This is a genomic window from Nitrosopumilus sp., assembly GCA_029862745.1.
Taxonomy (GTDB): domain Archaea; phylum Thermoproteota; class Nitrososphaeria; order Nitrososphaerales; family Nitrosopumilaceae; genus Nitrosopumilus.
In genome coordinates, this window is sequence record JAOTWS010000004.1 from 155,467 (window position 1) to 179,543 (window position 24,077).

The 24,077-nt window shown below is 34.7% G+C and carries 18 protein-coding genes; 7 read left to right on the plus strand and 11 right to left on the minus strand.

Annotation, left to right across the window (positions count from 1 at the left end):
* Positions 1-19: 19 nt before the first annotated feature.
* From OEM44_05820 to OEM44_05840, 5 genes are read right to left on the minus strand one after another with little or no spacing between them, the layout of a single operon-like run.
* On the minus strand, positions 20-1,210 hold the full coding sequence (locus OEM44_05820; protein MDH3516317.1) for a hypothetical protein: 1,191 nt from the start codon (positions 1,208-1,210) through the stop codon (positions 20-22).
* A 49-nt stretch (positions 1,211-1,259) separates the two neighbouring features.
* Positions 1,260-1,490 (minus strand): ribonucleoprotein, encoded by a 231-nt coding sequence (locus tag OEM44_05825; protein ID MDH3516318.1) that lies wholly within the window; start codon positions 1,488-1,490, stop codon positions 1,260-1,262.
* Between the two features lie 9 nt (positions 1,491-1,499).
* Positions 1,500-5,291: a DNA-directed RNA polymerase subunit A' gene (locus OEM44_05830; protein MDH3516319.1), complete on the minus strand. Its 3,792-nt coding sequence runs from the start codon at positions 5,289-5,291 to the stop codon at positions 1,500-1,502.
* Positions 5,291-8,638: a DNA-directed RNA polymerase subunit B gene (locus tag OEM44_05835; protein ID MDH3516320.1), complete on the minus strand. Its 3,348-nt coding sequence runs from the start codon at positions 8,636-8,638 to the stop codon at positions 5,291-5,293. The genes OEM44_05830 and OEM44_05835 overlap by 1 nt, the downstream gene beginning before the upstream one ends.
* Positions 8,639-8,890 (minus strand): DNA-directed RNA polymerase subunit H, encoded by a 252-nt coding sequence (locus OEM44_05840; protein ID MDH3516321.1) that lies wholly within the window; start codon positions 8,888-8,890, stop codon positions 8,639-8,641.
* Between the two features lie 177 nt (positions 8,891-9,067).
* Between OEM44_05840 and OEM44_05845 the strand changes: the two genes are divergently transcribed.
* From OEM44_05845 to OEM44_05860, 4 genes are all read left to right on the plus strand, one after another.
* Entirely contained in the window at positions 9,068-9,892 is an 825-nt protein-coding gene (locus OEM44_05845) for a PEFG-CTERM sorting domain-containing protein (protein ID MDH3516322.1), read from the plus strand.
* A 61-nt stretch (positions 9,893-9,953) separates the two neighbouring features.
* Entirely contained in the window at positions 9,954-10,808 is an 855-nt protein-coding gene (locus tag OEM44_05850; GenBank protein MDH3516323.1) for a PEFG-CTERM sorting domain-containing protein, read from the plus strand.
* Between the two features lie 62 nt (positions 10,809-10,870).
* Positions 10,871-11,740, plus strand: a complete 870-nt coding sequence (locus OEM44_05855; protein MDH3516324.1) for a PEFG-CTERM sorting domain-containing protein — start codon at positions 10,871-10,873, stop codon at positions 11,738-11,740.
* Between the two features lie 107 nt (positions 11,741-11,847).
* Positions 11,848-12,621 carry a PEFG-CTERM sorting domain-containing protein gene (locus OEM44_05860; protein ID MDH3516325.1) on the plus strand — a complete coding sequence of 258 codons (774 nt, stop codon included), beginning with the start codon at positions 11,848-11,850 and terminating at the stop codon, positions 12,619-12,621.
* Here OEM44_05860 and OEM44_05865 read toward each other — a convergent pair.
* The 3 genes from OEM44_05865 to larC are packed head-to-tail and all read right to left on the minus strand — an operon-like array spanning position 12,611 to position 15,799.
* The gene (locus OEM44_05865) at positions 12,611-13,780 is read right to left on the minus strand and encodes a cysteine desulfurase (GenBank protein MDH3516326.1); all 1,170 of its coding nucleotides are present in this window, start codon (positions 13,778-13,780) and stop codon (positions 12,611-12,613) included. The two genes, OEM44_05860 and OEM44_05865, sit on opposite strands and share 11 nt — an antisense overlap.
* A complete protein-coding gene (larE, locus tag OEM44_05870; protein ID MDH3516327.1) occupies positions 13,777-14,577 on the minus strand; it encodes an ATP-dependent sacrificial sulfur transferase LarE in 801 nt (266 codons plus the stop codon). The genes OEM44_05865 and larE overlap by 4 nt, the downstream gene beginning before the upstream one ends.
* Entirely contained in the window at positions 14,564-15,799 is a 1,236-nt protein-coding gene (larC, locus tag OEM44_05875) for a nickel pincer cofactor biosynthesis protein LarC (protein MDH3516328.1), read from the minus strand. The genes larE and larC overlap by 14 nt, the downstream gene beginning before the upstream one ends.
* A gap of 89 nt (positions 15,800-15,888) precedes the next feature.
* Between larC and OEM44_05880 the strand changes: the two genes are divergently transcribed.
* Genes OEM44_05880 through OEM44_05890 form a run of 3 tightly spaced genes read left to right on the plus strand, consistent with a single transcriptional unit; the run spans position 15,889 to position 19,264 of the window.
* Positions 15,889-16,803: a malate dehydrogenase gene (locus OEM44_05880; protein ID MDH3516329.1), complete on the plus strand. Its 915-nt coding sequence runs from the start codon at positions 15,889-15,891 to the stop codon at positions 16,801-16,803.
* 33 nt (positions 16,804-16,836) lie between these two features.
* A complete protein-coding gene (gene larB / locus OEM44_05885) occupies positions 16,837-17,631 on the plus strand; it encodes a nickel pincer cofactor biosynthesis protein LarB (GenBank protein MDH3516330.1) in 795 nt (264 codons plus the stop codon).
* A gap of 52 nt (positions 17,632-17,683) precedes the next feature.
* Complete coding sequence (locus OEM44_05890; GenBank protein MDH3516331.1) at positions 17,684-19,264, plus strand: B12-binding domain-containing radical SAM protein; 1,581 nt, start codon at positions 17,684-17,686, stop codon at positions 19,262-19,264.
* A 115-nt stretch (positions 19,265-19,379) separates the two neighbouring features.
* Here the strand turns inward: OEM44_05890 and OEM44_05895 are convergent, their stop codons facing one another.
* Genes OEM44_05895 through OEM44_05905 form a run of 3 tightly spaced genes read right to left on the minus strand, consistent with a single transcriptional unit; the run spans position 19,380 to position 24,050 of the window.
* On the minus strand, positions 19,380-19,709 hold the full coding sequence (locus OEM44_05895) for a hypothetical protein (protein MDH3516332.1): 330 nt from the start codon (positions 19,707-19,709) through the stop codon (positions 19,380-19,382).
* 48 nt (positions 19,710-19,757) lie between these two features.
* Complete coding sequence (locus tag OEM44_05900; GenBank protein MDH3516333.1) at positions 19,758-20,801, minus strand: EB domain-containing protein; 1,044 nt, start codon at positions 20,799-20,801, stop codon at positions 19,758-19,760.
* Between the two features lie 54 nt (positions 20,802-20,855).
* On the minus strand, positions 20,856-24,050 hold the full coding sequence (locus OEM44_05905) for a peptidase (GenBank protein ID MDH3516334.1): 3,195 nt from the start codon (positions 24,048-24,050) through the stop codon (positions 20,856-20,858).
* Positions 24,051-24,077 lie beyond the last annotated feature (27 nt).

Below are 24,077 nucleotides of genomic sequence, written 5' to 3' on the forward strand. Positions count from 1 at the left end.
CACGTAGAAATTATACTATTCAATCAACTGCTATTGATGTAGACATTAGATCAGATAGAGGTGTTGGATCATTTAGTGAATTCCAAACAAACGTTTCAACATAATATTCTCCAGATTTATCAGGAGTCCAAGATTGTGAAACATCTAAACTTTGTTTTGGTGAGAGTTCACCTTGAATCCACGAAATTGATTCTACTGAATTATTTACGTTCTTGACTTGAAAGATATAAACAAAATTTTGGTTGTACTCTTGGTCATTTTGTACGGTTCCAACTATTTGCAATTGGCTATTTGCTGAAAATGACTCAAGCTTGTTTGAAAAGCTGTCAGAGAAAGTAATTGGCAAGCTAGTCAGTCGTTGAGTTGAAGGAACAGATGAATCAACCACAGCAAAGGTTTCAATTAGTTGATTATCAGATTTGGAGAATGGCTTTGGCAATGTATGATCATCGTATTTTGCAGATATCTTATCTCCAGGTATGGCATAAAGCCTATTTCCACTAGAAGGCGAGCTTTGAGATAATAATACTGTTCCAACAAAAGAGCCAGACCTTTCAGATGTTTCTATTCCCTCAATTTCAATTCCTGCTGAATCCGAACTTGAGAATAATTGTATTGGGACATGATCCAAGGCCTCAGGATTCAGATTCATGTCAGGATCAACTACACTGATCATTACTGAAGAATTAGACAAGAGATTTTCTTTCAGAAATGAGATAGAACCAATATTCCAACTGACAGGAACAGACTTGACTAGTACTACACCATCTGCAAATTCAAATGATATGGTAACTGAAGAATCTCTATCAGCTTCTAAAAATCCACTGGTAGGACCACTACCTATTGTTCGTGGGGTGGTGTCAATCTTTCCATCACCATTTGCATCATGAGTAAAACCTGTAAGAGTAACCTCAGCAGTAAAGATTCCAGAGTTTACATCGGTCTCAGTGAATCTATAAGAGTCCAGAGAGTTCTCAGATGTACCAACGTTAATTGCGTGGTGTGTGCTACCACCAATTGAATCAATCAGATGTCTATCAGTATTCCAACTAGGTGAATGGATTGTCATCTTTATTTTATCAGTCCAAGAGTATACTGGCTTGTCTGTAAAAATTGGAGCATACGGATTATTATAATCTGGATTTGATTGAGCAAATGCAGGAAGAAAGATTAGTGGTAGGAATAATAATAATAAAAAAAACAAGTGCATAATAAAAAATACTGTTCTATAGAATTTAATGTTTGACGAATAATACTAACTAAGAGTTCTCTTCAGGCAAGGATATTGCCAGTATATTGTCACCACGGAGTAAAATTTTCCCGAGTTTTTCTACTTTGTCTTCAGAGACGTCCTCAGCATTTTCCAGAGTTAGATTCATGTGAATATCAAAATCAATCAAAGCACCCTGAACGGTTCTTGTGTTTCTCAGTCGGAGTAAAACGACCTTACCTTTACTGTTATTCATTAATGTTGTAATTTCATCTGCCATAATTATCACCTATTTCTTCTTGCTTACTTGCATGTACAGATCAACTGTACCACTTCCAATTGGAATATTACTTCCAACAATAACGTTTTCAGTGATTCCTTTGAGACTTTCAATCTCTCCACCAAGTGCAGCATGTGCAATTGTTGGAACTGTAATTTCGAATGCTGCTCTTGCAAGAACACTATCTTTAGTACCTGCAATTCCGTGTCTACCAATTTGTTGCATGTAACCTCTTGAACACATCAGATCAGATACTAGCATAATGTATCTATTATCGACTTCTAATCCTTGGTCTCCCAAAGTATTGTTAAGCTCATCAATCAATGAATTTCGTGCAGCCTCAATGCCCAAAGTTCCTGCAATTTCAAAAACGTTGTTTGTTCTAACATTTCTTTTATCAATTCCTTTAACCTCTAATACTTTGGCAACATTAGAACCAGTTGTTTGTATCACCCATTCATCATCCTTTTGAACTAGTGTGACACGTTCAATATCTGGAACTCCCTTTACGGTAGTATTTAGAACCTTATTTCTAATTGCAATTACAGTTGCAGTATCAGACTCTTCAACTAGTTTTAGTGTGATTAATTCGCCAGTTGTCTCTGTTTTGAATTTCTTGTTAGATGAGAGTGAAGCCTCTACTTCAGCTATGGAGCATCCTCTTTCTTTGAGTCTGTTTGGACTTAGAATTAATGTAATTTGAGTAGAATAGTCAGTCTCGCTGTTTGAGATCAATGCACTTACTTTTGTTTGTAAAACATTTCTTGCTACTTCAATTGCTTTTTCTCTAGACTTTTTTGATTCTTCATTAAGGTAGATATCCATAGTTGGAGTAACTGGTTTCTTTCTTGCATCAACTAATTCAATTAGTCTTGGCAATCCTAATGTTACGTTTCTTTCTTTAATTCCTGCAAAGTGGAATGTTCTCAAAGTCATCTGAGTACCTGGCTCACCAATTGACTGTGCAGTGATAATTCCTACTGCTTGACCAGGTTCTACTTTTGCTTTATCGTATAATGAAAGTCCTTTCTTACATACAGCCTCTACACCTTCTTTACTTAGATTTGAGTGAAGCAATGCATCAGTTACAAGTGAAGTTAGTCTTGGATTGAATGTCTTTGTATATTTCTTGGTAAGTGTCTCTATCTCAGCTTTTGTTGCCTTGGCTCCAGAATCTGTAATAGTTTGAGATTCTGCCAATCTACTTGGATTAAATGCCTCACCATGATCACTTTTTTGCACATCTATACCATCCTCACCATAAAGGAATTGAATGATGTGTCCGTGTGGATCTCTTACAGTTCCATCATATTCTAGTCTAATGTGTTCTAATGCGTTAATCAATCTACGTTGCATGTAACCACTTTGTTGTGTTCTAACTGCAGTATCTACAAGTCCTTCACGACCTCCCATTGCATGGAAGAAGAACTCTAATGCCGAAAGACCTTCTCTATAATTTGATTTTACAAATCCATGTGCGTCAGGATTACTATCATGTTCTGCAAAGTGAGTTAATGCACGGTTTTGAAAACCATCATGTAATCTGTTACCTCTTCTTGATTGTTGACCCAATGCGCCTGCCATCTGTCCAATATTCAAAGATGAACCTCGTGCACCAGTAGTAGCCATGATTCTTCCAGCATTGGTTTGATCAAGGGATTGATCTGCAGTAGAACCAGCTTTGTCTCTTGCTTTACCTAATTCATTAACAATGTATGCCTCTAATGCTTCTTCAGCCTTCATACCTCTAGTAAGTTTGAGAGTTCCTTTCTCATATTGGTCAGTCAAATCAGAAATAATGTCATAAGTTTCTTGAATGTCAGTTAGAATTTGTTGTCTTTCTTTTTCTGGAACTTCAAGATCACCATATCCATAACTAAAGCCATAGTGTGTAATGAATTGTTTTACCATAATCAGAATAGAGTTAAGGAATACTTTTCCTACACTGTTACCATAGTCTTTAGTAATTCTATGAAGAACACTTTCTGGCTCTTCTGCTCCGATTGAGGCTTTGTCAATTACACCACTGATTAATTGACCATTTTTAATTACAACGTCTTTTTGTGCGCCTTGTGTACCCTTTGACCATTTGGATGTGAGGACATAGTTGAAGTCTTTTGGAAGGAATAGTGAGAATAGTTGTTTTCCAGTATATGCAGGACCGTCTTTTGTTTTGGTGGCAGGTTTTGGAAGAGCATCAGTATAACCGCCAAGCATTGCATAGTTGGAAAATTCTTGAACAGTCAAAACGGTATCGTCCTTAGTTAGAAGGTATGCTCCTGTGACAAAGTCTCTTAGTGCTCCAATAATTGGACCACCATATCTTGGAGAAATAATTTGATCTTGAACTCGCATCAAAAGAATTGCTTCTGCTCTAGCTTCCTCACTTTGAGGAACATGGAGGTTCATTTCATCACCATCAAAATCTGCGTTGTATGGAGGACATACAGATGGGTGTAATCTGAAAGTCTTACCAGGAAGTACACGAACATAGTGTGCCATGATAGACATTTGATGCAGTGATGGTTGTCTGTTAAACATAACAATATCACCGTCTGCCAAATGTCTTTCAATTAAATATCCAATCTCAAGGGATTCGGCTATAATAGAACGATCTTCAACAAAATCTAATCTAATCTTTACACCATCAGGTCTGACGATATAGTTTACACCTGGGAACTTCTCAGGTCCGTTGATTACTAGTTTTCTCATTCTATCAATATTCCATTCTGTAACAATTTCAGGAATGGTTAATTTCATTGCAACTTGTTCAGGTACACCAACTTCAGACAGATCTAAGTTTGGATCTGGTGAAATTACAGTTCTACTTGAAAAGTCAACTCTTTTTCCAGATAATGATCCTCTGAATCTGCCTTCTTTTCCTTTTAGTCTTTGTGTTAATGTTTTAAGTGGACGGCCAGAGCGATGATGAGCTTGTGGGATTCCAGAAACTTCATTATCAAAATATGTTGTAGAGTGATATTGTAATAGATCAACTAAGTCTTGAACAATTAGTGGTGGAGTTCCTGCTTCCTTGCTTTCCTTTAGTCTTTGATTTACTCTAATGATATCTACCATTTTGTGTGTCAAGTCATCTTCAGATCTAATTCCTGTTTCAAGAATTATTGATGGTCTAACAGTAACAGGTGGAACAGGTAATGCTTGCAGAATAAACCATTCTGGTCTAGCAGTACGAGGATCATATGACAATAGTTCTAAATCAGCATCAGAGATTTGTGAGAATCTCTCTCTAATTGTAATAGGAAGTAATCTGTGTTCACCAACTTCTGTCTTTTCAACAAAGATAGTTGGCTTTGTAAAGACTAGCTCGTATTGCGTTTTTCCACAGTGTGGACATTCTTTTGCTTTCTTTGCTTTTTCTATAATTTGTTCTGGAATGCGTTTTTGTGAAATTACAGTATAAGCTGCATGTTTATCTTTAATTTTTTGGAATGTTTCTAAATCTTCTTGAGGAACTTTGAGTCTTGCACAAGAACGACATGTTGATTGGAGTAGTTTGTAGATGTTATCAATAAATGCAATGTGCAGTATTGGTTCTGCAAGTTCAATATGTCCAAAGTGTCCAGGACATCTTGCAGCAGTATTTCCACATGTAAGACATTTTTGACCTGGCTCAAGTGTGCCCAGTCTACCATCCATAAGACCTCCTTGAACTGGCATTCCATCTTCATCATATGTTTCAGGAGCAGTAACTTCTGCAACAGAATATTTTCTTATTTCAGTTGGAGACCATACTGAGAATTGAATACCATCAATTGCTTTAATTGCTTGAACAGACATTAAATTTTCTCCTTTATCAACAAACGTGGTGCAACATTAAGACTTTGCATTTCTTGTAATAATAATTTGAATGCATATGCTACAGATACAGATGAGACCTTAGCTTTATCTCCACATACTCTACAGACATATTTTCTTTGTTTAACATCATGATAGGCTACCAAACCACATCTTTCACATACAAAGATATCAGATTTATCAGACTCATCTAGTAATCTATCCTTTAAGATCATTGAAGCACCATAAGCAATCAAACAGTCTCTTTCCATCTCACCAAATCTCAATCCACCACCTCTTGCTCTTCCTTCAGTTGGTTGTTTGGTTAACATCTGAACTTGTCCACGAGCTCTTGCATGGATTTTATCTGCAACCATATGATGAAGTTTTTGATAGTATACAACTCCAATAAAGACTTCAACTGGAAATGGTTTTCCAGTTCTTCCATCATACATTATTTCTTTACCAGAATATTTGAAGTTGTGTGCATCCATTACTTCTTTGACCTCATCCATTTTCTCTCCAACAAATGCAGAGCCATCAAATCGTTTACCACGAAATGCCGCAGCTTTACCACAGATTGATTCCATCATCATTCCAACAGTCATTCTTGAAGGGAATGCATGTGGGTTAATCAAAACATCAGGTGATATTCCTTCTGCAGTGTATGGTAAGTCTTCAGCTTTTGCCAGAATTCCCAGTACACCTTTTTGTCCGTGTCTTGATGCAAACTTGTCACCAATCTCAGGAATTCTCATATCTCTTGCTCTAATTTTATACATTTTTCCACCTTCATTAGATTGAGTCATAACTATAGTATCAATTACTCCAGCTTCAGATGGTCTTACACCAATAGAAGTATCTCGTCTATATGGACCAGATGATTCAAACTCCCTGTATTCTTCCATAAATCTAGGAGGGCTTGTTTTTCCAATCAAAATATCTCCTCCTTTAACTGGAGCTTCGGATGCAACTACTCCATCCTCTTCAAGTAATCTGTATGCACGTTCTCCTTTGTAGCCTCTAATGTTATCTTCAGCATTAGGAATTTCAAAGGCATCACGCATTCCACCTGGATATTGTTTTGCCTCAGCATCATAGATTCTATAGAAGAAAGTTCTTCCTAATCCTCGATCAACTGATGCTTTACTCAATACAATAGCATCTTCAATATTATAACCGTCAAATGGTAATACTGCAACAACACAGTTCTGTCCTGCTGGTCTGTCTTCTAGTCCTAAGAGTTTCATTGCTTTTGTATTAACGATTGGGACTTGTGGATACAGCATAAAGTGTTGTCTAACGTAAGTACTTGTGTTCATCATAGGTGTAGAGAAACCTAAACTCTGTTTTGCCATTGCAGATTCGTAAGTATTTCTTGGAGATTGGTTATGTTCAGGATATGGAATGATAGAAGCTCCTGCACCAAGAATTGCTGGTGAAAATACCTCTAGGTGAGTGAATTTCTTTGTGTCTTTATCATCTAGTGTAACATAACAATTTTCTTCCTCATTTGCATCAATCATTTCTAGCACACCCATTCTCAAAAGATCAACCCAAGAAAGTAATTTTTTTGAAATTTTATCTAACAGTTCTGCTGTTAGTAGTGGCTTGTTATCTTTGATAATTATTAACGGTCTTAAAACTCGCCCTGCATTACAATTTACATAAAGTCTTCTTGTGGATCCTTCAATATCGGATTTATGATACGAGATTCCAATGTGAGGATGAATCTTTGAGTTTCTTCTTAGGTCTCTAAGTGACTCAGCTAGTTCAGAGCCATCTTTGTAATATCCAATTAAACGTCCATCAACAAATACTCTAGTTCCATCTTTTTTGAGATCTTCTTTTGCATCAAAGAAATGAACTGTTCCAAGATCGTAGATTTTTTCTATGATCTCTTCAGAAGGTACATTAATTGATATAATTCCAGATAGTGCCAAATTTTTTACCAGACCACAATTAGATCCTTCAGGAGTTTCACTTGGACAGATTCTTCCAAAGTGTGTTGCATGCAAATCTCTTGCCTCAAAGTTTGGTTGAGTTCTACTAAGAGGAGATTGAATTCTTCTCAGATGGCTAATTGTTGAAAGATAATTAGTTCTATCAAGTAATTGAGTAACACCAACACGTCCACGTCCCCAGTTACCAGTTGCAATAGCATTGTTTAGTTTATCAGTAATTATTCCAGGACGAATGGCTGCTGCAACTGCATTGATTCCACGTTTTTGACCAGATCTTTCTAATTGGTATTTCATATCTCTAACTAAATTTCTAAACGCAGTTCTAAACAAATCTGCTAACATCTGTCCTGCAAATTTGATTACTTTATTTCCATAATGATCCTTATCATCAGGAGTAATCCAGCCAAGTTTTAATTCTAATAATTTACATGCTGCTTCACCTAAGAATTGTGCTTTCTCTTTTCTATTTTCAGGATGTTTTCCTAAATGTGGTAATAATCCCCAATCAAGTAAAGTCTCAGCACGTTTAATTTGGAATTCTTCTAACATTCCAGGTGCAATTCTTTTACTGATGTAAACAATAGCATCTTTTGATGTTGGAACATCTCCTGCTTTTTCAAATGAACCTTCCAATTCATCTTGAAGATCATCAACTAATGAAACGACAGAGGCAATTTCTCTATCAGACTCTAATCCAAGTGCTCTCATCAAGGTAACAACTGGAATGTCAACAGGTGATCCAGGAATTCTAGCAACAATCAAACCATCATTTTTCATTACAAGTTCTAATTTTGCACGATAACCAACAATTGATGAATACACTTTAGCTTTGAAAACAATATTTCCACCAACAGTTTCTCTATCAACAATTATTTTGTTGTAAGAAAGATCTTCTAATCCAACAATAACTCTTTCAGAACCATTAATGATAAAGTAACCACCAGGATCATTTGGATCTTCACCGTGTTCAATTAATTTTTGAGTGGAGAAATTATGTAAAATACAAGCATTTGATTTTGCCATTACTGGAACGTCTCCAACGTGGACAAATCTAGATTCTAAAATCTTTCCATCTTCTACAACACTAGCTTCCATCATTACAGGTGCAGAGTATGAAACATTTCTTAGTCTTGCTTCAGCTGGTGTGATGTGAGTGATAGAACCATCTAGTTCCATCATTCTTGGTTGTTGAAGTTTTACTTTACCTAGTTGAATCTTGTAAGGATATTCAGCATTTTCAATGTCAATTTGTCCGACTTCGTTAATGATACTTTGTAATCCTCTTTCTAAAAATTCATCAAATGAATTCAAATGTTGACGTGCTATACCTTCACGTTTTAAAATATCCTGAATTACTGGCCAACGTTTAGTTGAAGGATCTGTCATTTAGATTTCCACCACATATCTGTAATAGAGACTTTCACCTGCAGTTGGACTTTTTCGAGTGATCTTAATCATATCTCCAGGTTTAACACCTAGTCCCAAAATAGCAGGATCATTAACAAAGATTAATGGTAACTCAGTTGGTTTACAATTGTATTTTTTTAAGACATCTTCAGCCTCTTGTTTAGAAATAATTTCATGTATTGGAACATAGATATGATCAGGTACTAGGACTTGGTTTTTCTTAGTTGCCATTTAGAATACCTCCAGATCGAACATTAAATGTAACAGAGAATAACACACACAAACTATAAAAAATCCACGCTCAGGTTAATATATATCTAATCTGAAATTCGTTAAAAAATCTGTTTTTCTATTTTGTCAACAAATTTTATCACAACCTTAAATAGGATAAATTTAGGCGTAGAATTGATGAAAGATCATCTATCGGTGTTTGCCCTATCTGCAATTTTAATTGCAAGTATTGGTATTGCACCAGCATTTGGACAAGTACAAAACTCAATTGTTGTTACTACAGACAAATCATCTTACTTAGAAGGTGATGTTATTTTAGTAACAGGAGAAGTAAGAGAGCTGTATTCAGGAACTCCAGTAAGTTTGATAATTCAAAACGACATGGCAGTTGTTGCTCTTGCTCAACTAACAGTAGGTGCTGATAAAAAATTCAGTACTGAAATTACTGCAGGTGGAACAATGAGAGTATCTGGAACTTATACAGTGGAAGTCACATATGGAAGCCAAAATCGCATGGCAACAACAACATTTGAATTCCAAGGATCTACAATTAAACCAGTTGGTAATCCAAGAATAACGGATACCACAGTTGCAATTGAAGGTTCTAGTGATTTGATAGGATACAAGATCACAGGCGGAAAATTACTCGATATTATGCCTGACGTAAAAGCAAAATCATTGATCGTATCTATTGATGCTACAAGCGACGGTTCGTTGACCCTTACAATCCCAAGAACCATATTGGATTCAACAATGAATGGTGAAGATGACGACTTTTTCATCTTAATTGATGGAGAAGAAGTAGACTTTGATGAAACAATAACATCAAAAGACAGAACACTTACCATAGCATTCCAAGCAGGTGCTGAGGAGATTGAAATAATTGGTACATTTGTAATCCCAGAATTTGGTACGATCGCAGCTATGATTCTAGCAGTGGCAATTATCTCAATAATTGCAATATCTGCAAAATCAAGACTTAGTATTATACCAAGATACTAAATTTCTTCTTTTTTCTATTTTTAAATATACATAAATAGCAATAATGCTGGATTCAATTAAGATGGAGTTTAAACGTTCTACAACATCAATGGCAATAGCCCTTATGGCCCTGTCATTAATTTCTATGACCTCAATTCAGCAAGATGCTTTTGCTCAAAGTGCAGGCATGTCCATTACGGCAACAGCCGATAAAGGATCAAACACCATTGTAGTTACAGGTAAGACAGTTTCAAAATTCACAGATGTTACATTTTCTGTAATATCACCAAGTGGAAGTAATCTTGTAGCTGCATGGCAAGTTACACCAGATGCTAGCGGTAACTTTGGTACTGAATTCAAAGTTGGTCCAACATGGACTGAGAATGGATTCTACATTATAACAGCAAAACAAGGCAGTTCATCACTATACACACTAGATGTTCCTGTCGAAATAGCAAATGGTAAGACTGGAAGAATTTCTGTAACTGAATCTAATTTACAAGGAATTTTCAAACCAAATGTGAATAATGCTGGAACATACAGAGGAATCACACTAGACGAATTAATTGTCGTGGAGGGTTCTACAATGTTTGAGGTTACTGGAGTGACAGACAGAGTGAATCAAGATATCACATTAAAGGTGATCGCACCAAATGGAAATGTGGTAAAAGTAGCTCAATTAACACCAATGCTTAGTGGAGAATTTGCTACCGAAATCACAGTGGGTGGACCATTATGGAAACAAGATGGATTTTACACTGTAACAGTACAACAATTTGAGGATCCAAAATATACTGCTTCAACTAAAGTAGATATCAAAGATGGCGTTGTGGTACCAGAATTTGGTGCAATTGCAGCTATGATTCTAGCAGTAGCAATTATCTCAATAATTGCAATCTCTGCAAAATCAAGACTTAGCATTATGCCAAGATACTAAGTTCACAACTTTTTTCTCTTTTTAAATATACATAAATAGAGACAGGTATAAAACGCAACAAGATGAACAGCCGTACGTCGTTCGCGCTACTAGCCATTTTGACTGCAGTCGGTACCTTAACTATATCAACAGCATATGCCGCAGAAGATCTTCCTCAAGCATGTGTAGGATGTTCCATGGAAGATGCTAGAGTAACAGCCAATGAGATGTTACTTAGAGATATTCCAATATCAGTATGGGCAGATAAAAAAGAGTATAATCGAGGTGATATGATTATGGTAAAAGGCCAAGTAGCAAATACTTCTGGATTTCCAGTAACAGTAACTGTTGTTAGTCCAACAAATGTTATTTCTGCAATTGATCAACTTGTTGTAGCAAAAGATGGAAGTTTTATGACTACAATAAACACAACAGGTCCATTGTGGAAGTATGACGGTACCTACACCATTAAAGTAAACTATGGCAATTCTGAAAAAAGTAACAGAGTCAAAGTTGAAATGACTGGTGGAGTTGTAACAGGTCCAACACCAAGTAACCAATGCAAAATGAATGAACTTGCCATAATTGGTAATTGTGTACCATATAGCATAACTGGTGGAGTGGTAACTGGTGCAACTGTCAATACTAATGAAAACTCAATTGTCATTAGCATCAACGCTAAAGAAGATGGACAATTAACCATCACCCCATCAAAAACAGTTCTAGACGGTATCTTCATGGTATTAGTTGATGGAGAAGAATCAAATGATGAGGAAATTGTTGGAAACAAAGTAACAGTAATGTTCCCAGCTGGCACTGAGAAAATTGAAATAATTGGTACCTATGTGATTCCAGAATTTGGTGCAATTGCAGCCATGATTCTAGCAGTGGCAATTATAACAACAATTGCAATATCTGCAAGATCAAGACTTAGTATTATACCAAGATACTAAAATCGCACAACTTTTTTCATTTTTTCATTTTTGATAGTAAGAGAAATATACAAATTCATAGTCGTAAGTTTGTGGAATTAAAAATATTTTATAGTATCATAACGATAATGTTGATTTCAATTGGAACTGCGTTTGCACAAGAGTCACTAATTTCAGTTCAAACTGATGACAACAATTATGATGAAGGAGATATAATTTTAATCTCTGGAAAAATATCTACAATCGTAGGTGTTACACCTGTAACATTACAATTGTTTTCTCAGGGTAATTTAATAGACATAGCACAGATAACAGTAGCACAAGATGGAAGCTATTCTCATACAATAATTGCAGAAGGTCCATTGTGGAAAAAAGAAGGAACATATATAGTCAGAGTTTTATACGGAGATGGAAATTCTGCAGAAACTGAATTTGATTATTCTCCAAGTTCAAGTGCAATTGGGGCAACAACCAATTTCGAAGTAGATGCTGGAAGTCATGGTACATTTGATGTAAAATACACAATCAAAGGAGGAACAGTCAAGAACATGATAGTAGATGCAAATATTTTTGCATTAATAGTACAAATAGATACAATAGATGATGGGGTAATCACACTGGAATTACCCAGAGAATTCATAGATGCTGTAAAACAAGATGGTAAAGATGAAAAATTTATCATTCTAATTGATGGAATGGAAGTGTCTTATGAAGAACAACCTATAACGACTTTAGAATTTAGAACAATCACAATTAACTTCGAAGAAGACGATTCAGACATCGAGATTATTGGAACCTATGCGATTCCAGAATTTAGTTCCATAGTAATGATGATTTTAATTGTCGGGATTATGATAACAATTCTAGCCACTAAAAATAGACTCCAAATTACTAAGTTTTAGAAACAAAAGAATATTTTTCTTTGAATGGTGAAAATGATCTAAGTTCTTCAACGATTTTTTTGAGAATATTTACTGTTTCATCAATTTCATTCTTATTATTAAAAATCCCAACAGTTAATCTCAGAGAACCTGTTATCTGTTCATGTGAAAATCCCATGGCTTGTAATACATGTGAGGCTCTTTGTGTATTAACAGAACATGCAGATCCCGTTGATGCCGCAATTCCATGTTCATCAAGTTTGATAATAAGATCTTCACCGTTTATGCCAAGAAATGTAAAGTGAGCATTGTTTGGAAGTCTTAATTGAGGATTGCCATTCAAAGTTGTTACTGGAATTTCATCTAATATTCTCCTAACAAGAAGGTCTCGAAGTTCTTTCACATAAGACGTGTTAGCATCTAAATTATTTTTTGCAATTTCGCATGCCTTACCAAATCCAACAATATTTGCAACATTTTCAGTACCTGAACGTAAACCACGTTCTTGCCCTCCACCTAAAATAGCAGGAACAATATTGATGCCATTTTTTATGTATAATGCACCAATCCCTTTTGGTCCATTAAGTTTATGAGAAGACATTGACAATAAATCAATACCATATTCTTTAACATCAATTGGGATTTTACCAATTGCTTGTACAGCATCAGTGTGAAATGGAATCTTTCTTTCATTACAAAATTTAGCAATTTCTTGAATTGGCTGGATTGTACCAACCTCGTTATTTCCAAACATGATAGAGACTAAACATGTTTTATCAGATAGTTGATTTTTCAAATCAGATATAGAAACCATACCAAATTTATCAACTGGCAGATAAACTACATCTATTCCATTTTGAGATAATTTTTTACAAGGTTCTAGTATTGCGTCATGTTCAATTGACGATGTAATAATTTGACATGATGTGTTTTTCATAGATAGTCCTGCCAGAGCAGCATTGTTAGATTCAGTACCACCAGAAGTAAGCAAAATCTCAGAAGGATCGGCGTTGATTAATGATGCAATTTGTTTTCTTGCTTTTTCAACAGCTTTGCGAGCTAATCTACCATATCGATGAATCGAAGATGGGTTTCCATATTGCTCCTTAAGATATGGAAGCATTGAATTTAGAACATCTTCATGAATTTGAGTGGATGCAGCATTATCTAAGTAGATCAATCTGCAATCACATTTATTTTTCCAGGTCTATATCCTTCTTGATCTACTTTAACATCAGTAAAACCAATCATCTTTAATTTTTCAGTAATATGTTCCAAGATTATATTATCATCAAACAAATAGATCATTTCCTTATCAACTTCAATTTTTGCTAAGCCATTTAGATCACGTACTCTAACATGATCTAGATTTGTGAGTTGTTTAACAATGCCTTCTGCTAATTCAATTCGAGTTAACTTTTCAGCAGTAACCCTTTGACCCCAAGGAATTCGCGAAGCTAAACATGAATTTGATGGCTTGTTAAAAACAGATAAACCTACAAATTTTGCTGCTTCTCTAATTTGTGATTTTGAAAAGTTAGTCTCCACTAGTGGACTTCTAATCCCATTTTGTTTAAGAGCTTCAATTCCAGGCCTATAATCTCCCAAATCATCAATATTTGTTCCATCAACTATAATCTCAACATTATTTTCTTTTGCCAACTTTATCAAATGATCACCTAATTCCAGTCTACAATGAAAACATCGTTTTAAATCATTTTTTGCAAAGTCTTCATTTTTTAGTTCATCATAATCCAACAAAATTTGTTGAATTCCAATCTCAGAGCATATCTGTTTAGCAGTTTCAAGTTCTTCTTTTGAGAGTGTTTTATAGTCAGCAGTAACTGCAATAGCAGAAGAGCCTAATTTTTTAAATGCAGCATATGCAACAAGAGCGCTATCAACACCGCCAGATAAAGCGATCATTACTTTGTTTTTACCCTCAAACCAATTTACAAGATCATTAAGATGAGTCATTAGAATTCTCCAATTTTTCAATCTCTTTTCTTAATAATAATTCTGTTTCTTTGATAGATTTATCCAAAATACTAGATATTCTTTTTAAATCATCAAATTCTATTTTAAAATTAGTTTTTTGTTTATATGAAAATTGTTTATAACGCACCTGAAAAGATTGTCCATCTAAAATTATAGAAACATCATAGATTTTTCTAGGAATAATAAAGCGGTTAGAATCTAAAACCCTTATTCCCAAAGTGCCAGTTTCCATCACTAAGATATCAATAATTTTATCAACATTTTCCTCAGTGCAGATTACAGAAATAAGGTTAGTAGGTCTTCCTTTTTTAGAGATTCCAGTATAAATTGAAACATCTCTTGCTCCTTTTTCCATCATTGTTTCAATTAAATTTCCTAGAATTTCTCCTGAAACATCATCTACATTTGTTTCAAGAATTTTTACAGTATCGATTTCAAAATTATTTTCAGAGCCTAAAACAATTTTAAGCACATTTGAAAAAGTTTCAAAATTTTTCTGGCCTGCGCCATAACCAATTGAGTTAATCTTCATTTGAGGATAATAATCAACAGGTGTTATGGCTAAGTTTACCAAAATACAAGCACCTGTAGGTGTGGTTAATTCTTCATTTGCATTGTTTCCTTTTATAATTAAATTTGAGTTTTTAAAAATTTCAAGAATAGCACTTGCCGGATTAGACATTGTACCATGCGAAAATGTTACAGAGCCACCACCCACAGATACTGGAAGACAAACTATTTTGTGATCAAATAATGCCAAATCATCTAATGCAATTGCAATACCAACAATATCTACAAGAGTATCAATGCTAGAAGATTCATGAAAATGAACCGAGTCTTCAGGAATCCCATGAATTTTTGATTCTGAAGAAATAAGTGTATCAATACAAGATTCTGCAAACAATTTTGCTTTTTCAGAAAGTCCAATGGCTTGTGTAGAATCATTAATTGCTTTTTTGATTTCCAAACCTTTTCTTTCATGAACATCTTCGTTAATTTCTAAAATTAGTTGAATAGAGTCAATTCCATGTTTCTGAATTTTTTGAAAATTAATTTTCATTATAGAAGAACCAGCAAGAAATTTTTCGGCCTGTTTAATTCCATCAAGTATTCTATTTTTGTTAGCACCTAAATCTACTAGGCTACAAAGTAGCATATCTCCAGAGATACCAGCGATCTGCGGATCTATTACGAGCACCATGATTCAAAATTATCAAAAATGTTTATAAATTCGCCTAATTGTTGGCTAATTTCATTAGATTTAATAAATCAAAATCAACGAGACTTTTCATGATCACAATTATTGGTTCTGGAAAAGTAGGTGGAGATGCAGCATTATTCTCAGCGTTAAAGAGGTTAGATGATCAAATACTGTTGCTAGATGTTGCTAAAGGACTTCCACAAGGAGAGGCAATGGATATCAACCATATGCTATCAGAACAAGGAATTGATGTAGAGGTAAAGGGTTCTAATAATTTTGAAGATATGAAAGGTTCAAACGTTGTAGTAGTAGTTGCAGGCTCTGGAAGAAAACCAGGGATGACAAGAATGGATCTCTTAAAAATTAATGCAACAATTGTAAAAAGTGTAGTTGAAAATATCAAAAAATATGCAGACAATTCTATGATCATTCCAGTTACAAATCCACTAGATCCAATGGCATACATCACATACAAAGTGTCAGGATTTGACAGAAGTAGAATTTTTGGAATGGGTGGAATGCTTGATTTATCAAGATTTAGACAATTTATTCATGAGGCAACAGGCCATTCTCGTGATTCCATTAGAGCACTAGTAATTGGAGAACATGGCGAAAACATGTTGCCATTGCCAAGGTTTTCATCCGTATCAGGAATCCCATTATCATCATTTCTTCCAAAAGAGAAATTAGATGAGTTGGTTCAAAACACAAAACAAGTTGCAGCAAAAGTCATAGAATTGAAAGGTGCAACAGTTCACGCACCAGGAAATGCAATCTCTGCAATGATTGAATCAGTGGTAAGAGATAGAAAACAAGTAATTCCAGTTGCAACATATCTTGACGGCGAATATGGTCATTCAGATGTAACAATCGGAGTTCCGGCAATTATTGGAAAGAAAGGAGTAGAAAAGATCATTGAGCTAGACCTAAATAATGAAGAAAGACAAGCATTTGATCGAGCCGTTAAGAATGTCAAAGACGCAATCTCGGGTATTGAGATCTAAGCATTTTTTTATCATAACAGAGAAAAAACATTATTGGAACTTCAAGAAATTTTAGAGTCATTAAAGGCAGGTAAGACCTCAGTTAGTAATGCAAAAAAGCTCCTTTCACTATACACAATTGAAGAAGTCGAAGAGTTTGCAAAAATCGATATTAACCGAAGAAAAAGAAGAGGTATTCCAGAAGTAATTTTTGCTGAAACAAAACAATTAGAGGAGACTAAAAAAATTATTGAAAAAACTCTAGAGAAAACAAATGTAGTAATCGTGTCAAGACTTAAGAAAAACGACTATCCAAAGATCATAGAGTTTGCAAAGAAATTAAAAGTCAAAATAGAGATTGGGAAAAATTCATCGTCGTTATTGCTATTCAAAAACCCAATTAAATTTCACGGGGGAAAAGTTGGAATTTTAACTGCAGGTACATCCGATATTGGAGTTGCAGAAGAATCAAGATTAATGTGCCAAGCAATGAATTGTAAATGTATTACAAGTTATGATGTAGGAGTTGCAGGCATACAAAGAATTTTTCCAGTTTTGAAAAAAATGATAAAAGAAGATGTAGATTGCATAATAGTTGCTGCAGGAATGGAAGGGGCTTTAGCTACTCTTGTATCCACTATGGTAGATATTCCAATAATAGGAATTCCAACATCTGTAGGATATGGATATGGCGGAAAAGGCATAGCAGCACTTGCTTCAATGCTTCAAAGTTGTTCGTTAGGATTATCAGTTGTAAATATCGATAATGGAATTGCAGCTGGAGGAATAGCTGCAAACATTGCAAATAGAGCATCTAAAAAACATCCGATTCATAATTTAAAAAAATAAGAGCATTTATTCTCGTAAATGATATATAAGATACTTTAACAAAGTCTGATAATTGGCTGGGAAACGTATTGTACTTACTGCGGATCGTAGTTTGATGACAAATTATAGAGGGAATTTTCTTTATGGATTTATTGCGTGTGGACCATATGAGGTCCTTCCAGAATGGGTTTTTGATAAAGTATTTTGTCCTTCTGTAGAAACAGATCCAGTTACAGGTGAAGTTAAGGTTGCTCAAGTAGGATTAAGAAGAATTGAGAGTTCATTAATTCAAGGAGGATACAAAAGAGAGGATGTATTTCTTGCACATCCTGAAATGTTACAGAAATCAATTGGTCCAGATACTAAAGTTGTCGGAATTAATGTAATGGACCCATTAGGAATGGCGCCAGTTACAACAACAATGTCTCCTGAAAAATTGTCATATGTTGCAATGAAATTCAAGAAAATGTGTGCAAGCATAATTCAACTCAAAAAGAAATATGATTTCAAAGTAGTAGTTGGAGGCAATGGCGCATGGGAGCTAGCTAAATCTGATAGGATGAAAATACATGGAATTGATACAGTTGTTGTTGGTGAGGCCGACGAGTTAGCTGTTGATTTGTTCCAAGATCTAGAAAAAAATGATGCTCCAGAAATGATGCATTGTTTTGTGAGAAATCTTGAGAACATACCAATAATTGAAGGTCCAACAATTAATTCACTAATTGAAGCAATGAGAGGCTGTGGTAGAGGTTGCGATTTTTGTGATGTAAACAAAAGATCAAAGAAGGATCTTCCACTAGAGAGATTACAACATGAAGCAAAAATTAATTTAGATTACGGATTTGATTCAATTTGGTTACATTCAGATGAAATGTTACTTTATGGATGTGACAATAGAGACTTTGTTCCAAACAGAGATGCAATAGTAGATTTATGGAAAGGACTCAAAGGTCTAGGAGCTAATTTTATTGGAACAACGCACATGACATTTTCAGCAGTAGCTGCTGATCCTACGTTGATGCAACAAATTTCACATATCAATGAGCAAGATAAGACAGGAAGATGGCTAGCAACTAATTTAGGAATTGAAACAGTTGCGCCGGCAATGGTAAAAAAACACCTAGGTGTAAAAACAAAACCATTTGCACCTGAAGAATGGGGAAGTGTCGTAAGAGAAGGTGCAAAGATTCTAAATGAGAATCACTGGTTCCCTGCTGCAACAATCATTATTGGTTGGCCAGATGAAACGCCAGATGATATTCAATATACTATTGATATGATGAGCGATTTCAGAGAGATGGATTTCAGAGGTCTAGTTGCACCATTACTTTATCAAGACTTTAGCGAGAAAAACTCAATGCACTTTGGAAACCTAAATGAGGCACAATTTACATTATTTTGGAAATGTTGGGAGAACAATTTACGCGTGATCAATGACATCATTCCAATTATTCTCAGAAACAAAACATATGGACCACCAATGAAAGTATTCATGTATGGAATTCTTAAAGCAGGTACTTGGGCAATTATGAGATACCTACGAGGACTATGTAAGGATCTCTTCAATGGAAGAACACCTGATGAGATTATTGATAAATATGCAAGAAGTAGATCAGTATCTGCACCAAAAATTCAAACAAAGAAATTATAGATTATTATCATAACAATAATAATATAAAAAAAATAATCATTATTTAGCAATAATCTTAATTTAATTAGACATAACATAAAATCACGCCTACAAATAGTGTGTGAGGTAAGAGATTCTATTTTTGCAGGGTTTCAATAGCTTTGTCTGCTATTGTATTTCGTTTTGGTGTTAGAGAAATAAAATAAACTTTATCAGCTCTCTCAATAGTTTCGACTTTTTTGTATGATTTTGATTTTACATCAAATTCATAGATTCCAGGGTCAAGTGAACCCTTTGCATAAAGCATAAGATATGTTTCTCCCGTTGATGGACTAAGTGGAATGAAAGACAACACATAGCCTTTGTAAGAGTTTATTGGCATAGTATTTTTCATCGGAGGAGCAGCTGATGTCATATACATTAGAAGATCGTCAACTGTATCAAATTCTTCATATTCTGTATGCATAAAATAGGTTAATTGGTTTCAATATAATAACCTATTAAGAAATTTGGATTATTTTCTGGACTTGATATGATTATGAACTTTGATTCCAATTAATGCAGGTGCTGCAATGTACATTCCCAAATTAAGAGCAATTACAGAGATTCCCAATCCTAACACTTCAACTTCTGAACCTTCATCAGCTAAAGCCATTATAGATAATGTTGAAATCATTGGAGTGATAAATGCTCTAACTGCCTCTTGGAACAATGGGTTTTCTCTTTCCATATCAGCTATTGATGGGGCAAATGAGTAGTATATTGAATTAAATCCACTCATGAATGCTGCACCAGAAGCAGTGCTAAGTACAGTGTTATCTCTAACCTCTCTGAGGAATTGTACTTGTGGTGCTAACTCAGTTCCATATGCTGCTGTTGCAATTAAACATCCACCTGTATCAGGTTTTTCAGTTTGAATCACTTGGCAAACACCATTTACTAATTCAGTACCAGCGCCACATATTGGTTCTTGAATAACTGGTGGTTCTTTATCAATACATTTACCATTTATCAAGTCTTGATCAGGAGTACATGTTACTGGTGCTGGTGGTTCTTTATCAATACATTTACCATTTATCAATTCTTGGTTAGAAGGACATGTTACGGGTACTGGTGGTTCAGTTACTACTGGTGGTTTTGGTTTAGAGATAACTGCTTCTCCACCAACATAATTTATTGTAGTTTCAGCCTCATTTGAGCCAAAATGTAATTCAAGTGTATAATCACCATTTATTTTCCATAGTGGTCCACCTGCAATGAATGTGCGCTCAAAAGTACCATCAGACTTTGGGGTAAATTGTCCAATTGTTACAAGATTATTCTCAGGGGATTTTAAAATGAAAGTAATTGCTTTTCCAGAATCAGTTGATGAATCATAATCTCGGATTTTTCCAGTAACAACTACAGTGCTACCATTTGCATATATTTTTGTATCAGTAGTTACTGAAAGCGGTGGAATATTATGACTGTCTGCAAATGCAACACCGCTCATGCCATAAGATAAAATTGTTGTAGATAATAATATGAATGCAAGTAACCCCATTAATCTCATTTTCAATTTGAATCAGGTTTGTGAGTATTTATATTTTCAATGAAATAAAAATTGACCAGATTATACTCTAATTATGCCTTTTTTGATCAGATATTGAATTGATTGAATAAAATCTTCATCAGATATTTTATCATCACCCCACCATTTGGCATTATTTTTTACCCAATCAGGAATCATCATCTTATCTCCAATATTATTTACATTTGAGGTAGATAATGAAATAATTCCTTGTTCAACTAAATATTCCAAGTCATTGATAAATTGTGAATCAGATATCGATGATAAAGACCATGACTTGGCATTATTTTTTATCCAACTAGGCATGTCAGGAGATGTTACAGTAAAAGAAGTGATTCCAACATCAGTTCCTGCATGTGAAAGCTTTATTGTGTATATTCCTGGAAGTGAGTTTTCATTTATTGTAAAGACTGTTTTGTATGCACCACTATTTGTTAAAGAAGCTCCAAAATTCTGAGTTTTACCATTGGGATCTGCTAATGTAATGACTAAAGGCATTCCTCTTTTGTAATTTTGGATACTACCAGAGAGAATTATGCTCTCTGTATTACCAGGTGAGGGTTTAGAGATATTATTTGTACTTAAATCTGGTTTAGAAGTATTAGTTGTACTTAAGTTGGGTTGAGTTGAAAAAGATGAAGTTAGTTTGTTTTTAGACATCGTAAAGATATTTGGATTGCCGGATTTATCACGAGAGTCATAATATTTTGCATCAAGGCTACCACCTGCAGTGGAGATTAATTTAGTGCCGGATTTATCACACATTTGAGATGGCATTTTAAATACACCTGTAAAGATTCCGGTGCTAGGACCAGTTTCTACCAGTGTGAAACCAGTATCAGCCAAACCTCCATATTCAATTCCATTAATTGTACAACGCTTATATCTAATATCCTTGATTAAAATTTCCAATAAAATATTTCCATCTTTGCCAACTGTATCTACGCTAGGGGAATTTGGATTATCGACAGTATAGTAAATGTCAATTATATCACTTTTTAGATTTAGATCAGGATCGTTTAGGGTAAATGTTACTGGCTGACCAAAACGATATGATGAAGAAGTCGTAGATACAACACCAGAATTTGTGAGAATGTCAGATTTTGAGGAAGTTATAGTGAAAACACCTACTTTATCTAAATCAGAATAAGAGAGTGCAATTCCTTTTTCGTCAATTAATCTGTTAGTGACAATAATTTTTATCTCATCTCCAATGGTCTTTATTGTTTTGATAAAATTAGGATCTAGTATGTTCAGTTGATTTGTAACTGCGTATTCAAAAGTACCATCAAAAGTAGAAGAATTATCCAAAGTCTCCTCTAGCTCAAAACGATAAATAGAATGGTTTATGCTTTTATCATTTTGCAATCCAAAAGAAAAGAAATCAAAAACAATAGGTTGTTTATTGATTTCATTAGAAACAGACAGCGCATCTGAAGAATTAAAATCAATTACAAGAAATACAGTCCCACTTTGATCAGAAATATTTGCTACATCAGATTTATCGATTTGGATAAACCCACGTGATGATGAGACATCTCCTGCATCAGCTATAGTTATTGTTGGACCTGTAAGAGATCCAAAATAAAGAGTGAAAGTGGTATTACTAAAGTTAGATATCTCTAAATCATTTTGAAAGGATCTCAAATCATAATTTATCCAATTTGTACCATATGTGTTAGGGTCAGAAACATCAAGCAAAACAGATGATAATGCAGATGCGGAGACTCCCAAGTTTATTGAAATCATTTCAAATGTGGTGTTATTTGGTATTCCAGATGTGTCAATAATCAATCGATCAGAATTAGAGTCAGGCACTGAAGAATTTACAGATTCAAAAATATTGAAAACATTAGAAGTTGGATAAAATAAGACGTTTTGAGCACGCTCCAAAGTAACTGGATTTCCAATAGTTATTGTTGGAATTATGGCTGTGCTTCTAAATACATCTAAGTGATCACGTGCACCAGTGTTTAGATTTTGATCAGGATCTATCAAAATTACAGGATACTTAGTACCAGGAGATAGAGTTTGAGAATTAGAACCAATTGTCAAAGTTGGTTTATTGATAGAAACAGACGCTGAAGAAGATCCACTTAAAACAGATAGAGATTTTTGATTATATTCAATTTGTCCTGTTTGTCCACGAGGTGCATTTACAAGTGTACCTATTACTGATTGATCACTAGAGTCAAAGCTTTCAAAGATTCCAGAATTTGGTCCTTTTTCAACTAATGTGACAATTTTAGAATATGTGTTTGAAACCCCATCAACGTCAACTGAAGAATAACGTTGCTCACTGTTAGTTTTTAGTTTCAAAACGTTTCCAAGTTTCAAAGAAAGTTCACCGTTATTATCAAACCCTAATCTTGAAAGATGCGGAAGTAAATTTACCAATCCTGCATTTCCGCTTGCAGCTTTATTTCCAGAACTATCAAATGCCTGGTAAAAAGTAGCTCTCGGAGATTCGATGTTAAATGTCCAAGAATCTTCATCGGTTGGATCCTGATTTAATTGAAAATCATTTACAGTTAGAAAGACTTCAGCATTGTTTGGATAAAGTGCCCTATCAATACTAAAAGAAATATTTGGAATTTCATCATATTTTAAATCAACTCGTTGTGGCGTACCAGATGGATTGTATTGAATAGTTACATCATTAAATGAAAATAATTGAATAAATGGCCATGTATCATTAACAATGCCTATTTGACCAGATAATCCTGCAGTATTAGGTATTGTAGGGTTGGGGGTTTTTGCTTTTCTAACAACATTGATGTTATCATTAAACACGCCATTACAACTATCATAGGGATATGCTACACCATCAGCATCATTAAGATCAACACCTATGACAGCACTAGCTTCTGCTGCGCTACAGATGGAGCCAAAGTCTAATCCTTGTTTTGTTATGCTATTAGGTAATGTAGAATCTGCAATCTTTGCTTTGTCTATATTTGCAAAATATGCATACCAGTTCCCATCAGTTGCCTGAACCATTCGTAGTATTTTGCCATTTATCGTAACGTCAGGTTCGCCCTTACCTTGATCCGTATCTCGTATATTGTTATCACGGATAACTACTTCAATTACCATAGAGCCTGAAAAATGATTGTTAAACTTGGAATTTTCTGCAGAAACAAACAAGTTAGCATTACCAGCAGCCTCTGCCTGAATAATTGGAATTAAAGAAATTATGAAAAATAGCATCAAAAATGCATGAATACTCTTTAACATATCGAATAATCTCATTCGTAACAGATA

Coding starts and splice junctions, on each gene's coding strand:
- OEM44_05820 (MDH3516317.1), bottom strand. CDS start 1,210: ATGCACTTGTTTTTTTTATTATTATTATTCCTACCACTAATCTTTCTT.
- OEM44_05825 (MDH3516318.1), bottom strand. CDS start 1,490: ATGGCAGATGAAATTACAACATTAATGAATAACAGTAAAGGTAAGGTC.
- OEM44_05830 (MDH3516319.1), bottom strand. CDS start 5,291: ATGTCTGTTCAAGCAATTAAAGCAATTGATGGTATTCAATTCTCAGTA.
- OEM44_05835 (MDH3516320.1), bottom strand. CDS start 8,638: ATGACAGATCCTTCAACTAAACGTTGGCCAGTAATTCAGGATATTTTA.
- OEM44_05840 (MDH3516321.1), bottom strand. CDS start 8,890: ATGGCAACTAAGAAAAACCAAGTCCTAGTACCTGATCATATCTATGTT.
- OEM44_05845 (MDH3516322.1), top strand. CDS start 9,068: ATGAAAGATCATCTATCGGTGTTTGCCCTATCTGCAATTTTAATTGCA.
- OEM44_05850 (MDH3516323.1), top strand. CDS start 9,954: ATGGAGTTTAAACGTTCTACAACATCAATGGCAATAGCCCTTATGGCC.
- OEM44_05855 (MDH3516324.1), top strand. CDS start 10,871: ATGAACAGCCGTACGTCGTTCGCGCTACTAGCCATTTTGACTGCAGTC.
- OEM44_05860 (MDH3516325.1), top strand. CDS start 11,848: ATGTTGATTTCAATTGGAACTGCGTTTGCACAAGAGTCACTAATTTCA.
- larE (MDH3516327.1), bottom strand. CDS start 14,577: ATGACTCATCTTAATGATCTTGTAAATTGGTTTGAGGGTAAAAACAAA.
- larC (MDH3516328.1), bottom strand. CDS start 15,799: ATGGTGCTCGTAATAGATCCGCAGATCGCTGGTATCTCTGGAGATATG.
- OEM44_05880 (MDH3516329.1), top strand. CDS start 15,889: ATGATCACAATTATTGGTTCTGGAAAAGTAGGTGGAGATGCAGCATTA.
- OEM44_05895 (MDH3516332.1), bottom strand. CDS start 19,709: ATGCATACAGAATATGAAGAATTTGATACAGTTGACGATCTTCTAATG.
- OEM44_05905 (MDH3516334.1), bottom strand. CDS start 24,050: ATGTTAAAGAGTATTCATGCATTTTTGATGCTATTTTTCATAATTTCT.